The following is a 14,269-nucleotide window of genomic DNA, read 5'->3' as shown; positions in this document are numbered from 1 at the left end:
CCCCTCCCTTACGCCTTTTCCTCTGAGTTTTCTTTTTCCTTCAGCGGCATCAGGTATTTCTGGATGTACTTGTCCTTGACGCGTTTCAGTTCCTTGACGGGAACCATGTTCAGGAGTTTCCAGCCCAGTTCGAGGGTCGTCTCGACGGCGCGGTTCTCGTATTCGCCCTGACGGACGTACTCGTCCTCGAAGCGCGAGGCGAACTTGGCGAACGCCTTGTCGTCGTCGCTCAGGGCGCCTTCGCCGAGGATGACGGCCAGTTCCTTGGCTTCCTTGCCGCGGGCGTAGGCAGCGAAGAGCTGGTTCATCAGGTCGGCGTGATCCTCGCGGGTCTTGCCTTCGCCGATGCCTTTGTCCTTCAGTCGCGACAGCGAGGGCATCACGTCCACGGGCGGATAGATGCCGGTGCGGTGCAGGTTGCGGCTGAGGATGATCTGCCCCTCGGTGATATAGCCGGTGAGGTCGGGGATGGGATGGGTCTTGTCGTCTTCGGGCATGGTGAGGATGGGCACCTGGGTGATGGAGCCGGTGCTGCCCTTGACGCGGCCGGCGCGCTCGTACATGGTGGCGAGGTCGGTATAGAGGTAGCCGGGATAGCCGCGGCGGCCGGGAACTTCCTTGCGGGCGGCGGAGATCTCGCGCAGGGCCTCGCAGTAGTTCGTCAAGTCGGTGAGAATGACCAGCACGTGCATGTTCTTCTCGAACGCCAGATACTCGGCGGCGGTCAGCGCCAGCTTGGGCGTGTAGATGCGCTCGACGGCGGGGTCGTTGGCGAGGTTGATGTACATGACGGTGCGGTCGAGGGCGCCGGTCTTGCGGAAGTCTTCCATGAAGAAAGCGGCTTCCTCGAAGGTAATGCCCATGGCGGCGAAAACGACGGCGAACTTTTCGCTGCCGCCGCCGATGACGTTGGCCTGGCGGGCCAGCTGGGCGGCCATGCGGTTGTGCGGCAGTCCGGAAGCGGAGAAAATGGGCAGCTTCTGGCCGCGGACCATGGGGTTCATGCCGTCGATGGTGCTGATGCCGGTCTGGATGAACTCGTCGGGATAGTCGCGCGAGTAGGGATTCATGGCCAGTCCGTTCACGTCGATGTTTTTCTCGGCGATGATGGGCGCGCCGCCGTCGATGGGATCGCCGCGGCCGTTGAAGACGCGGCCGAGCATGTCTTCGGAGACGGGCAGCTCCAGCGATTTGCCGAGGAAGGTGACGGAAGCCGTGTCGACGTCGAGGCCGTCGGTGCCCTCGAAAACCTGCACGACGGCGCGGCCGGAATCGGTCTCCAGCACTTTGCCGCGGCGGCGGGAGCCGTCGGGCAGCGCGACTTCCACCAGAGAATCGTAGGGAACTTCCTTGACGCTCTCGACGACCAGAAGGGGGCCCGCAAGGCTGCTTACGGTTCTGTATTCAACTGGCAGGTTCATTTATTTTTCGCCTCCTGACGCGAGAAGCTGAGCAATCTCGTCTCTCATTTCGCCTTCGAGCGCGTCGATCTTCTCGAGTTCCTGCTCGCCGACCAGCCCCATGCGGGCGATCTTCTCGCGCACGGGCAGGTTGAAGAGCTTGTTCATCTCGGCGCCGCTCTGCAGGGCTTCCAGCCCGGCGTGATGGAACTTGAGGATCGTCGAAAGCATTTTGAACTGTTTTTCCATGGACGTGTACGTGTCCACGTCGTTGAAGGCGTTCTGGTGCAGAAAGTCTTCGCGCAGCGACTTGGCCGTTTCCATAGTCATGCGCTCGTTGCGCGAAAGGGCGTCCATGCCGACCAGCTGCACAATTTCCTTCAGCGAGGATTCCTCTTCGAGCAGCGTCATGGCTTCGACGCGCGCGGGCGTCCACTCGGCGTCGAACTTGGCGTCCCAGTACTCGTCGAGCTTGTTGGTGTACAGCGAATAGCTGTTCAGCCAGTTGATGGCCGGAAAGTGGCGCTGGTAGGCCAGATTGGCGTCCAGCCCCCAGAAGACCTTGGTCACGCGCAGCGTGTTCTGCGTGACCGGCTCGGAAAGGTCGCCGCCGGGAGGCGAAACGGCCCCGATGACGGAAACCGATCCCTCGCGGCCGTCGCCGCCCAGGCAGATCGCCCGACCGGCGCGCTCGTAGAACGAAGCCAGACGCGTTCCCAGATAAGCGGGATAGCCTTCTTCGCCGGGCATTTCTTCCAGACGGCCGGACATCTCGCGCAGAGCTTCGGCCCATCGGCTGGTGGAGTCGGCCATCAGCGCCACGGAATAGCCCATGTCGCGGTAGTACTCGGCGATGGAAATTCCCGTGTAAACGCTGGCTTCGCGGGCCGCCACAGGCATGTTGGACGTGTTCGCGATCAGCACGGTACGCTTCATCAGCGGCTGGCCCGAACGGGGATCTTTCAGCTCGGGGAACTCGCGCAGAACGTCGGTCATCTCGTTGCCGCGCTCGCCGCAGCCGATGTAAACGACGATCTGGGCTTCGGCCCACTTGGCGAGCTGGTGCTGAATGACCGTCTTGCCCGAGCCGAACGGGCCGGGCACGCAGGCCGTGCCGCCCATGGCGATGGGGAAGAACGTATCGACGACGCGCTGGCCCGTCGTCAGCGGCGTGACGGGCGGCAGCTTCTTGGCGACGGGGCGGCCGCGGCGCACGGGCCAGCGGCGCAGCATGGAAACGCCGTGCTTCTCCTTGCCGTCGTCGATCACGGCGATCACGGCGTCGACGTTGAACTCGCCGGACTCGACGGAGACGACCTTGCCGCTGACCCCGTTGGGGACCATGATGCGGTGCTCCACAAGGACGGTTTCCTGCACGACGCCGAGGACGTCGCCCTCGCTCACTTCGTCGCCGACGGAAACTTTCGGCTCGAACTGCCAGAGTTTCTCGTGATCGAGAGCGGAAACGCTGATGCCTCTGGCGATGAAGACGCTCTTCGACGCTTCTTCGATCGCTTTCAGAGGACGCTGAATGCCGTCATAAAACTGTTCGATAAGACCAGGGCCCAGTTCGACGCTCAGGGGTTCGCCGGTGCCCACGACGGGCTCGCCGGGACGGAGACCGGAAGTCTCCTCGTAGACCTGGATCGAGGCAAGATCACCGTTGAGTTCGATGATTTCCCCGACCAGGCCGATGTCGCCGACGCGCGCCACTTCGTACATGCTCGCGCCGGTCATCCCCTTCGCGACGACCAGAGGTCCGGATATACGTTCGATCGTGCCCTTTACATTTTTATCCGTGGCCAAAACAATCGCCTCCAGGTGAATTCACTATTTCTCTGCGAAAATATCCATGCCGACCGCCCGCTCGACGCTGCTGCGCACCGCGCTCAGCCCCACGCCGATGGATCCGCGGATCCCGGGGATGGGAATGATGCTGGCCGCGTACTCCTGAACGAGCCGGTCGATCAGAGAAGCCTGAGCGACGAACTGCCGCTCTTCGACGAAGATCGCGCCGTAGTCTTCGCGGGCCAGACGGCTCACGATCTCGGCAATCTCTTCGTCGCTCTCGACGGGAAAGGGACGAACGCCGACAGCCTGAAAAGGAAGCACGGTGTCGTAGCTTCCTACGGCCGCCATTTTCTTTCTTCCGGCATCAGCGGACATCGCGCAGCAACCCCCTTATGGCGTCTTTCTCGACTCCGTTGGCGACGGAAACGAGCACCACCCGCAAGTTTTTGGCTTCGATTTCCTTGGTCCAGAGGTAACGGACCACGTTGCCCGGCTCGAACGCGCCGAAACGGCTCTTGGCGATCGCGCCGGTGATGAAGTTGTCCAGATCCTTCTCGTACTGCACGAGCAGGCTGTTGAAATTTTCTCCTTCCGAGAAAGGGGCCAACAGCGCGCCGATGTCGGCGAAAGCCAGCAGGCGCCCCCAGTTTTCCACCGGTTCGGTCACGAGCGGCGTCAGCCGGTTGACGGGAAGCAGGCCGCCTTCGTGAAGGAAAGACGCGGTCGTCCCATGGTCCATGTCGATGCGCGAAAGGCGCAGGAGCGTTTTCAGGTTTTCGCCGTCGATGCGGGCGCGAACCCATTTTTCCACCTGCTCCATGCCGAGCTTTGCGGCGACTTCCCGCAGCGCTTCGAAATACACGCCGTCGAGGATCTTCTCCACCGCAAGAGCGTTGTGCGTCTGCTCCCATGCCGCAAGGGCTTCGGGAACCGCCTGGTTGAATCCGTACGGAAGCTCCCAGTACTCCTCTCCTTCGACGGCCAGGATCAGCTTGTCCGTGTCGATGGTGCCGAGAGAGGTGAGCAGGTCGAGACGGCGTTTTTCTCCCCGAACCGTCAGGAACTGGCTTTTCAGCAGCGTCTTGACGTTGTGCACGTCGTAGACCAGACGCAGCAGACTGACCAGCTCACGGTCGGGAACGAACGCCTCGATTTCCGCATAGCTGTGGCGAAGTTCCGCCTCGATCGCCCGGTCGAATTCCAGCGGCGATTTCAGCTCCATCAGCCAGGCCGAATAGGGAGTTTCCCCGAGAACTTTTACAGCCCCCTCCAGCGTGTCGCAGTCGATCATCCTCTGGAGGATCGACTCGTCAAGCAGACGGTTCTCAAGCGCCCTCAGACGCGCTACAGCGTAACCATACCGCTCCTTCGGGGCCATGATCACACCACCTTACTCCGCGTCAAACAGCCGTTTGACGACGTCGGACTCCAGTTCGTCCTTGAGCCAGTGGATCAGGGTTTCCAAGGAGCAGTTCGTGCTGATCCTGCCCTTGCGAAGGACAAAGCCGCCTTTGATGTCCGCTTTTTCGGCGGAAAGCGTCAGCTTTTTGCCCCGGGAAGCGTTGTATTTGTCGAGCCAGGCCTGATCGATGCGCTTCTCGCCGGCAGCCACGAGCAGTTCCTCGTCGCCGCTGCTGACCGCCTGGTCGAGAAGCTTTTCCATGAACGCAAGATATTTGTCGCCGGCCAATTTGCAGAGGCGCGTCAGCGCGCCGTCGAAACTGCGCCCGATCAGCTCCTGCTTGGCGCCGAGACGGAGTTTTTTCACGTCCAGATTCGCGATGATCTGGGCGCGGCGGCGTACTTCGGGAGCTTCGGCAGCGTACAGGCCGTCGTAATATTTCTTGCTTTTGGAAATTTCGGCGTCGGCGTCCGCGTTCAGGACGCCGGCCTGCTTTCGGGCCTCGTCGAGCAGTTTCGCGGCCTCGCCGGCCGCGTCCTGTTCGATTTTCTTCCTGATGTCAGCGAGTGCCATGGTCCGGACCAGGCTTACAGGCTGATGCCGTTCATAAGAAGAATGCTGACGAGGAGGGCAAGCACCGCATACGTCTCGACCATGGCCGGCAGGATAACGGCCTTGCCGGCTTCGCCGGGCTGCTTGGCGATCATCTGGATGCAGGCGGCCGAAGTTTTTCCCTGCGAAATGGCCGAGATCCATCCGCCCAGGGCGATGGGCAGGCAGGCGAACATGACGGCCAGACCGTGCACCCAATCGCAGGGGACGGCCGAACCGCCGACCAGACCGACCTTCAGCATGGCGAAGAACGCGATCAGCAGGCCGTAAATACCCTGAGTTCCGGGCAGCGCCTGCAGCATCAGCACAAGGCCGAACTTGCCGGGATCTTCCGTCATTACGCCGGCGCCGACTTCACCGGCGATACCGACGCCAATAGCCGAACCGATGCCCGCCATACCGGCGGCCAGAGCCGCGCCAAGCACAACAAAAGCGATACCAAGATAATCCATAAAACGACACTCCCCTCAAAGGTTTGGGTAATTTTCAACCAACGCAGGGACTAAGCGTCCTTGCGGCCAGTCACGTTGACATAGTCCGATCTGTAGCAGAAGGGTTCGAACGCCGTCCCGCCGCTGCTGTAAAACTTGCCGAAAAATTCCACGTACTGCAGTCGCAGCGGGTGGACGAACGCGCCCAGGATGTTGATCACCATGCTGAAAACATGGCCGCCGAAGAAGATCAGCAGCGCCAGGATCCAGCCCACGTAAGCGGTGCCGCCGCAGAGCTTGGACATCAGGTTGATGATCATCGCCACGGCGCCGCCGACCAGCCCCAGGGCGAGCAGGCGGCTGTAGCTGAGCACGTCGCCCAGATAGCTGGTGACGTTGTACAGGCTCAGCACGCCGGAAACGAACTTGCCGACAATGCCCTTCTTTTCTCGCCCCTGCGTCAGGACCAAAACCAGGGCGCCGGCGATCGCCATGTTTTTACCCAACGGCTCGACCCGGGGCGCCGCAAAGGCGCCGACGCCGAAGATCAACAGCCCCGTCAGGAGCAGCAGCCAGCCGCCCTGGTCGGCGCAGGCGGCGAACCAGCGACGTTCCCTGACATTGGCGTAAGCGGCAAGCAGAATGCCGTAATAGATGTGGACGATGCCCAGCGCCAGCGAAATCCCCAGCAGCAGCATGGGATCCTTCATGGGTTCGAGCAGCGTCACCAGATTCTTCGCCGGGCGCAGGAAGCCCAGGAAGGGAAAGGCGTCGATCATGTCGCCCATCCAGCTGCCTGTAACGGCGCCATAGATGACTGTGGCAATACCGCAATATTTCACGAGGGTCAGGGCCCGCTTGATGCCGTCGGGCATTTTCCGATACTTTTTGAGGAAGTACACGGCGATGGCCGTGATCACAATGCCGTAGCCGGCGTCGGCATAGCACATGCCGAAGAACAGCAGGAAAAACGGCATCATCGGGAACGACGGATCGACCGAACCGTACACGGGCGCGCCGTACAGCATGGTCAGCATCTCGAACGGTTTCGCGCAGTTCCTGTTCTCCAGCACGATCGGCGGATCGTCGTCCTCCGCCGGATCCGAAAGCCGCAGATCCACGTCCTTTTCGTGCGGAGCGAGGATCTGTTTGAGTTCCGCGGCTTTGCTGTCGGGGACCCAGCCGCGAAGCAGGACGACCTGCTCGGTGCGCTCGCTCTCGTCCTCGGCGTCCTGGCGCGTCTTCATGATCGTCAGGTAATCGCCGAGGCGGCGGATCTCGTCCATATGCGCGTCGGCAAAGGACTGAAGCCAGTTGACGAAATACTTCTCTTCCTGCCCGAGAGCGGCCAGCCGGTCCGAAAGTTTTTTCTGCTCTTCGGCGACGGTCCCCGTCAGCGAAGAAGGCAGATCGATCTTCGCGACGCTGTGTTTCAGGCAAAGCTCCGAAAGTTTGTCCTCGAACGAGCGCAGGTAGAACACGCTGCCCCAGGCGGGATCGCGGCTTCCCTGGGAAGGAACCGAGACGAGGCACTCCGCGTCGGCGCCGAAAGCTTCCTCCACCGCGTCTTTCCATTCCAGCAGGTTCTCGGCGCGCCCGGCGCCCAAAAATCCGGCGACCAGCCGCGTGCCTTCCGTCACCATGGACAGAGGCGGCTTAAAGCTTTTCACCGCCGCCAAGGTCTGCTGCAAACTTTTGACCTGCTGTACGTCGGATCGAAGCTCCGTCAGGCGGCGTTCGCGCTTGCGGACTTCCGCCGCCAGATTGCCGGCGTCGACTTTTTCGGCCAATGCGGCCAGCTTTTCCACGCTGACGTCGTCGCGTTCGCCCAGTATCCGCCCCAGCGTCCCGACGGGATCTTTATAGTAAGGCGCAAGATAACGGACGAGGTAATTCACGTCGTTCAGGGCGGCCGCGTAATCCCCGCCGCTTCGCGCCGGACGGGCGGAAGGCTCTTCGGCAGCGTTCCTTTCAGCAGCGGCGATCTCAGTGATCCCACGCTCCTGAAGCACCGACAGCACTTCTTCGACGGCCGTGCGGTGCACGTACAGTTCGATTTTTTTAACGCGAGCAACGGCCATACTGAGACACCACCTCTTCGGCTAACCATTGAGCCGTTTTCTTTACCGCATCTTCGTGAGCCTCGACAAACTGCCGAGCCTCGGTCTTGCCCTGTTCCACCGTCCGAGCGGCGGTTTCGGCCGCTTCCGCTTCTACCTGAGCAAGGCGGGAGCGGTACTCGCGAAAATGGGCCTGCTTGGCCTCTTTAACACGAAGGGCCGCTGAGTTGCGAGTCTTGATAACCAGATCCTGAGCTTCCGCTTTGGCGCCGGCCACTTTTTGGGCCGCCGCCGCTTCGACGCTCCTGATCTCGTCGGTCAGATTGGTAGACATGCGTTCACCTCCTTCGTTTTTTCAGTCACGGAATACTGCGGAACATCGCAGTCATTGCCAAATTTAAATTTGCCGTTTTGCCTGAATAAAGCACGGCACCCTGCCAGAAAAAGATTATCGCCGTTGCATCCCCGCGCGGTACGGCAAGATACAGGGGCCTTGCGGTGCATTCACGCAGGCCCAAGTTCTTATAATTTTAGGTTTTCATGCATGATGTGTCAATAATCACAAATTTAGAATTGAAAGGTTTCCATATTCAATTTTCATGGAAAAAGTCGCAGTTTTATAGCCTTTGAGTAATAAGCAATGATTTGCTCAATTAGTTCATTCACCAATAATATAGATCTCAAAAACGATGATCATCATTTAAGATGATCATCATTTAAAATGGACTTTTATGTTCTTGCGCCATCCACAATTCATTCTCTTTCCTGATCGAAACGCTGAACAACAAGAACGTCCAGGGAGAACGCAAAGCGAGTCACGCAGATTGCGCAGCCGCCGAGAGAATCCTGAGCGCTGGACTCCTTCGGGGCGCTGAACGTTCACAGTCAAGCCGTTTTATTGAGAACCAGCATCAACTTTTCGAATGCCGCCGTCTTTCTTCGGCGGCCGGCCTCGCTTTTTCGAAATGCGGCGTCCACTTTTCAGGATACACGACGATTTCGACCGCAAGGTACACAAAAGAGAGCGAGGGCTCTTTTTCAAAAGCCCCTGCTCTCTTTTGTTCGTTCAGCCGTTCTCGTTAAAATTGGAGCGGGTGACGAGGCTCGAACCCGCGACCCTCAGCTTGGGAAGCTGATGCTCTACCAACTGAGCTACACCCGCAAAACGTGGCTATTATACGCTAAAGCGCTGACGTTCGCAAGATGGCGATTCTGAGCAATTTTTCCGCAGGCGACTCGCCCCCGTGCATCAGGCCATGTGAAAAGCTTCCACGACCTTCACGAGGTTGTCGCGGATTTTGATGTGCTGAGGGCAGACCTGCTCGCAGCTGCTGCACTGAATGCATTCGTTGGCGCGGGCTTTGCCGTGGCGTTCCACGAGCCATTTCTCCTGGCCTTCGGCGTAATTGTAGTTGCCGTAGATGTTCAATAGATTCAGCGCCGTGAAGGAACCGGAAATGCCGATGTTCTGCGGGCACACTTCCGCGCAGTAGTTGCAGCTCGTGCAGGGGATCATCGGCAAGGCGTCCAGCGTTTCCCGCGCTTTTGCGACGACGCGCCGCTCGGCCTCCGTCAGCGGCCTGAAATCCGTCATGTAGGAAAGGTTGTCCTTCATCTGCTCCACGCTGCTCATGCCGGACAGCACGGCGATCACTCCGTCCAGGCTGGCGGCGAAGCGGATGGCCCACGAAGCGCAGGAAGCCTGGGCATCGGCGTTTTTGAACACGCGCTCGACGGATTCCGGCGGGCTGGCCAAAAGACCGCCTTTGACGGGCTCCATGATGACGACGGGCTTCCCGTGTTTTCTGGCCGTCTCGTAACAGGCCCGCGACTGAATGCGAGGATTCTCCCAATCGGCGTAGTTGATCTGCAGCTGTACGAATTCCGCTTCGGGATGGGCTTTCAAAATAGCGTCCAGCTCCTCCGGCGTGGAATGGAAGGAGAAGCCGACGTGCCTGATTTTTCCTTCCGCTTTCTTCTCCTGCACGAAGCTCCACATGTCGAAGTCGTCGAAGAAATGGGTTCTGCCCTCGCCGAGGTTGTGGAGCAGATAAAAGTCAAAATAACCGGCGCCGGTCTGTTTCAGCGATGTCTCGAACTGGCCGACGGCGTCTTCCCGGCTTTGGCAGTTTATCCATGCGGCGTTTTTCGTGGCGAGCGTGAACTTTTCGCGCGGATAGCGTTCGACGAGCGCCTGACGGATCGCGTCTTCCGAGCCGGGATAAGCCCAGGCCGTGTCGAAATACGTAAAGCCGGCCGCCATGAAGAGGTCGACCATCTTTTTTACCTGTTCGACGTCGATCGCTTCGCCGTTTTTCGGCAGCCGCATCAGCCCAAATCCAAGTTTTTTCGCGCTCAGTTTGATTTCCGACATGTTGCCCCCTCCTTGTCGATCTTGTTTTTCCTCATTTTGAACTCCCCCGCCAATCCAAATGGCCCGCCTGGCCTCCCCTTGGCCGTGAACCGCACATGAAAGTCCATTGGGCGAACGCCCCGCGACATCTTTTTCCAAACAGAAAAACTCGTTCTGTTTATATTATTTTACTCTCTTCCCCTTCAAGAAGAAACTTCAAGCGCACTCGAACCGTCTTTCATTGAAAGCTGAAAGCAGCCATTTTCGGCAACTGGCGACAAAAAAGAAAAGCCGGCACGATCCTCATCTTGCTTTTCAGATGACTTTCGTGCCGACTTTTCACGGAACAAGGCCGTGCGTCCTGGGTTCGTCCTTACGCCGCTTTTCGCCTCTTAACCGAAAAACAGCTTCAGATCGTCGTCCACCGTGCCGATGCCTGCGATGCCGAAATTCTTGACCAGCACGCCGGCCACGTTCGGCGACAGGAACGCCGGGAGCGTCGGCCCCAGATGGATGTTCTTGACGCCCAAATACAGCAGCGCCAGCAGGACGATGACGGCTTTCTGCTCGTACCAGGCGATGTTGAACGCCAGCGGCAGGTCGTTGACGTCGTTCAGCCCGAAGATCTCCTTCAGCTTCAGGGCGATCAGCGCCAGCGAGTAGGAATCGTTGCACTGACCGGCGTCCAGAACTCTCGGGATGCCGCCGATGTCTCCCAGGTCCAGCTTGTTGTATTTGTACTTGGCGCATCCGGCGGTCAGGATCACCACGTCCTTGGGGAGTTTTTTGGCGAACTCCGTATAGTACTCTCTGGACTTCATCCGTCCGTCGCAGCCCGCCATGACCACAAACTTCCTGATCGCGCCGGATCTGACCGCGTCCACGACTTTATCGGCGAGCGCGAACACCTGTTCGTGCGCGAAGCCGCCGACGATGCGGCCCGTTTCGATCTCCTCGGGCGGAGGGCACTTTTTCGCCTGTTCGATGAGCGCCGAAAAGTCCTTGGTCTCGCCGTAGGCGCCGCCGATGTGTCTGCAGCCGGGAACGCCCGTGGCGCCGGTCGTCCAGAGGCGGTCTTTGTAGCTGTCCGCGGGCGGCACGACGCAGTTCGTCGTCATCAGAACGGGGCCGCGGAATTTCTCGAACTCCTCTTTCTGTTTCCACCAGGCGTTGCCGTAGTTGCCGGCAAAGTGCGGGTATTTCTTGAACGCGGGATAGTAATGGGCGGGAAGCATCTCGGAGTGCGTGTACACGTCCACGCCCGTCCCCGCCGTCTGTTCCAGCAGCATTTCGAGATCTCTCAGATCGTGGCCGGAGATCAGGATGCCGGGATTTTTCCGCACGCCGATGTCGACCGTCGTGATCTCCGGATGGCCGTAAGCCTCGGTGTTGGCCTTGTCGAGAAGCGCCATGCCGTCGACCCCGTACTTTCCGGTCTCGAGGGTCAGCGCCACAAGGTCGTTCACCGTCAGGCTGTCGTCCAGCGTCTTGGCCAGCGCGCGCTGGATGAAGGCGTCCACGTCTTCGTTGTCCTGCAGGAGCGCGTTCGCGTGCTTGGAATAGGCCGCCAGTCCCTTGAGGCCGTACGTGATCAGTTCCCGCAGGCTGCGGATGTCCTCGTCCTCGGTGGCGAGCACGCCGACTGCGGCGGCCTCAGCGTCGAATTCGCCGACGTCGCCGTTCCAGAGCGCCGCGTGAGGCAGTCCCGACACGTTTTCCGTCTGACTCAGGAGTTTCTGTTTCACGTCCAGCGTTTCCCGGATTCTTTCGATGATCGCCTGACGGTCGAAGTTCGCGTTCGTGATCGTCACGAAGAGGTTCATCGTCACGAGATGGTTCACCTCTTTGCCGACGCGCCGTCCCTCGCGGCGAAGCCGGTCCGCGACGCAGGAGAGCCCTTTCGTCACGGAGATCAGAAGGTCCTGCATGGCTGCCACGTCGGGTTTCTTCCCGCATACGCCGCAAACGGTGCAGCCCTTTCCCCCCGCGGTTTCCTGACACTGGTAGCAGAACATTTTACGCTCCATCGTCAGACCTCCTCGATCGCGCCGACCGGACAGTTTTCGCGCGCTTCCGCCGCGCTGCCGCGGTTCTCTTCCGCCACTTCTTCCGCGATCGCCGCGGCGACGCCCGCGTCGGTCATGGAAAAGACCTCGGGGCAGGTCGACGCGCACAGCCCGCAGCCGATACAATTCTCGTTCACAACGTACTTCATTTTCAAATCCCCCTTTTCGTTTTTTCCCCGTGATACTTCGAAATCCCTTTTACGCTTGTGCCGCCGGTCCCCCAAGAAGCTTTTCCGCCAGAGCGGGAACGGCGGCGAAATCTTCCTCTCCGGGATTCCAAAGAGAGCGCACGTTTTCATCGATCACGTCAAAGCCCGCGTCTTTCAGGCGCTCCCGCAGAACTTTGACGGACTCGCCGCTCCAGCCGTAGCATCCGAAAGCCGCGGCCTTCTTGTTCCTGAACTTCAGCTGTCTGAGAAATTCCAGCCAGCCCGCCACGCTCGAAAGGATGCCGCCCGACACCGTCGGAGAGCCGACGGCGATGGCTTTCGAGCGGAAGACTTCCGTCATGACCTCGTTCTTGTCCGCCTTCGCGATGTTGAAGACTTTCACCACGGTATCGGGACTCTGCCGGTGCACTTCGTCCGCGATCCTGTGGGCGATCTTCGCGGTGCCCTCCCACATGGTGTCGTATGCGACCGTGACCTGATCTTCCCGATACGCGCCCGCCCATTTCGCGTATTTTGCGACGATCTGCCGCGGATCCCGGCGCCAGACCGCGCCATGGGAAGGGGCGATCATCTCGATCGGGAGGTTCAGCGCGCCGATCTCTTCCAGCTTTTTGGCCAGGATTGCCGCAAAAGGATTGAGGATGTTGGCGAAGTACTTCATGGATTCCTTGTCCAGCAGACACTGATCCGCCTTGTCGTTGAACAGTTCCTCCACCGCATAATGCTGGCCGAACGCGTCGTTGGAAAAGAGGATGTTGTCGCCGGTCAGGTAGGTGGCCATGGAGTCCGGCCAATGGAGCATGCGCATCTCCACGAAGATCAGTTTCTTGCCGCTGCCGATATCGACGCTGTCGCCCGTCTTCACCACGCGGAAGTTCCAGCCGCGCGCGCCGTACTGCCCTTCGATGCTCTTGACCGCATTGGCCGTGCAGTAGATGGGCGTGTCCGGAATCTCATCCATCAGAGCCGTCAGCGAGCCTGAGTGATCGCACTCGCCGTGGTTGGCGACGATGAAATCGATCTTCTTCAGGTCAACTTCTTTTTTCAGATTCTCGACGAAATCGAAGCGGTGCGGCGTCCATACGGTATCGATCAGGACCGTCTTCTCCTCCTCGATCAGATAGGCATTCTGGCTGGAACCGTTCACGATGGAATAATCATCCCCGTGAAAGCGCTCCAGCTCCCAGTCGATGTGCCCCACCCAGCTTACGTTGTTTTTGACGTGTTTTCTCACGCGCGTCTCCTTTCCTTAAAAACGGGGTTCTGCCCGCAAACGGCGCTTACATGACGCCGATCTCGGGATTCTTTTCGCCGAACTTCTCTTTCAGCGCGCGGCATATCTCGCTTCGTTCCTTGCCCTGCCCTTCCTGCGTCTTGATCAGTTTGTAGGCCTGAAACAGCGGCGACGGCCCGATCTCGGAGCTGAAAAAGCCGATGCCCTGATTCCACGCCAGCAGCTCGAAGACGTCGTCCAGCGCTGCGGAGTCGAGGCCGTGCACATAGGCTTTGACCAGCTCGCGGGAGGCCTGCCGCATCCTCCCGGCGCCGACCGCGTTGGCGAGGGACAGGAGCAGCCGCGTCTCGTACGGCAGCGTCCGCCTGGGGCTCTGCCAGGTGGTCTCCCAGAAATCCACGGCGATCTTGCCGAGCTTCTCGTCGATCATCGGGTAATTCAGGAGCGCCAGCGGCCGAAACGGCGCTTCTTCGCCCTCCTTTTTCTCTGTGCGGCAGAAAAACACGTGGAACTCCGTCTCGGCGGTCTGTTCCGTGTGATGTTCAAAGCCGAGGTTCTCCAAAGCCGCGTACAGCGGATGGGGCTCGAACGTCTGCACGACCTCCAGCCCTTCGCCCACCTCGAGCCGGGCCGCCGCCTGGATCAGTCCGGCGGCGAAATTTCCCTGCAGATGCCGCACGTCCACTTTGCGGAAGCCGTTCGTCTTGTCCCGCCACGCTTCGTAGCTCATCTTCGTCCTCCTCCCGCGGC

Annotated in this window: 14 protein-coding genes and 1 tRNA gene; all 15 read right to left on the bottom strand. The window is 59.8% G+C overall.

Going from position 1 to position 14,269, the window contains the following annotated elements:
- Window positions 1-8: 8 nt before the first annotated feature.
- Window positions 9-1,421 carry a V-type ATP synthase subunit B gene (locus tag FYJ74_RS10165; protein ID WP_154529467.1) on the bottom strand — a complete coding sequence of 471 codons (1,413 nt, stop codon included), beginning with the start codon at window positions 1,419-1,421 and terminating at the stop codon, window positions 9-11.
- Window positions 1,422-3,206 carry a V-type ATP synthase subunit A gene (locus FYJ74_RS10160; RefSeq protein ID WP_154529466.1) on the bottom strand — a complete coding sequence of 595 codons (1,785 nt, stop codon included), beginning with the start codon at window positions 3,204-3,206 and terminating at the stop codon, window positions 1,422-1,424.
- 24 nt (window positions 3,207-3,230) lie between these two features.
- A complete protein-coding gene (locus FYJ74_RS10155) occupies window positions 3,231-3,566 on the bottom strand; it encodes a V-type ATP synthase subunit F (RefSeq protein ID WP_154529465.1) in 336 nt (111 codons plus the stop codon).
- A complete protein-coding gene (locus FYJ74_RS10150) occupies window positions 3,556-4,569 on the bottom strand; it encodes a V-type ATPase subunit (protein WP_154529464.1) in 1,014 nt (337 codons plus the stop codon). Before FYJ74_RS10150 ends, FYJ74_RS10155 begins: the two co-directional genes overlap by 11 nt.
- Before the next feature lie 12 nt (window positions 4,570-4,581).
- Window positions 4,582-5,166 (bottom strand): V-type ATP synthase subunit E, encoded by a 585-nt coding sequence (locus FYJ74_RS10145; RefSeq protein ID WP_154529463.1) that lies wholly within the window; start codon window positions 5,164-5,166, stop codon window positions 4,582-4,584.
- 14 nt (window positions 5,167-5,180) lie between these two features.
- A complete protein-coding gene (locus FYJ74_RS10140) occupies window positions 5,181-5,657 on the bottom strand; it encodes a V-type ATP synthase subunit K (protein WP_009165698.1) in 477 nt (158 codons plus the stop codon).
- Between the two features lie 50 nt (window positions 5,658-5,707).
- The gene (locus FYJ74_RS10135; protein ID WP_154529462.1) at window positions 5,708-7,717 is read right to left on the bottom strand and encodes a V-type ATP synthase subunit I; all 2,010 of its coding nucleotides are present in this window, start codon (window positions 7,715-7,717) and stop codon (window positions 5,708-5,710) included.
- Window positions 7,698-8,030: a cell envelope biogenesis protein TolA gene (locus FYJ74_RS10130; RefSeq protein WP_154529461.1), complete on the bottom strand. Its 333-nt coding sequence runs from the start codon at window positions 8,028-8,030 to the stop codon at window positions 7,698-7,700. The genes FYJ74_RS10135 and FYJ74_RS10130 overlap by 20 nt, the downstream gene beginning before the upstream one ends.
- Window positions 8,031-8,782: 752 nt before the next feature.
- A tRNA-Gly gene (locus FYJ74_RS10125) sits at window positions 8,783-8,858 on the bottom strand.
- 87 nt (window positions 8,859-8,945) lie between these two features.
- Window positions 8,946-10,070, bottom strand: a complete 1,125-nt coding sequence (locus FYJ74_RS10120) for an aldo/keto reductase (protein ID WP_154529460.1) — start codon at window positions 10,068-10,070, stop codon at window positions 8,946-8,948.
- Window positions 10,071-10,252: 182 nt separating this feature from the next.
- On the bottom strand, window positions 10,253-10,399 hold the full coding sequence (locus FYJ74_RS10115) for a hypothetical protein (protein WP_154529459.1): 147 nt from the start codon (window positions 10,397-10,399) through the stop codon (window positions 10,253-10,255).
- Window positions 10,400-10,441: 42 nt separating this feature from the next.
- The gene (gene hcp / locus FYJ74_RS10110; RefSeq protein WP_154529458.1) at window positions 10,442-12,076 is read right to left on the bottom strand and encodes a hydroxylamine reductase; all 1,635 of its coding nucleotides are present in this window, start codon (window positions 12,074-12,076) and stop codon (window positions 10,442-10,444) included.
- A 2-nt stretch (window positions 12,077-12,078) separates the two neighbouring features.
- On the bottom strand, window positions 12,079-12,264 hold the full coding sequence (locus tag FYJ74_RS11970; protein WP_195838888.1) for a ferredoxin: 186 nt from the start codon (window positions 12,262-12,264) through the stop codon (window positions 12,079-12,081).
- A 49-nt stretch (window positions 12,265-12,313) separates the two neighbouring features.
- Entirely contained in the window at window positions 12,314-13,519 is a 1,206-nt protein-coding gene (locus tag FYJ74_RS10100; RefSeq protein ID WP_326830927.1) for an oxygen-binding di-iron domain-containing protein, read from the bottom strand.
- A gap of 46 nt (window positions 13,520-13,565) precedes the next feature.
- Window positions 13,566-14,249, bottom strand: coding sequence for a DUF2249 domain-containing protein (locus FYJ74_RS10095; protein ID WP_154529456.1), 684 nt, complete (start codon window positions 14,247-14,249; stop codon window positions 13,566-13,568).
- Window positions 14,250-14,269: the final 20 nt, after the last annotated feature.

The sequence above is a fragment of the Pyramidobacter porci genome (assembly GCF_009695745.1).
GTDB classification, from domain to species: domain Bacteria; phylum Synergistota; class Synergistia; order Synergistales; family Dethiosulfovibrionaceae; genus Pyramidobacter; species Pyramidobacter porci.
Note: the sequence above shows the minus strand (reverse complement) of the source record. Positions and strands in the feature narration are given on the sequence as shown.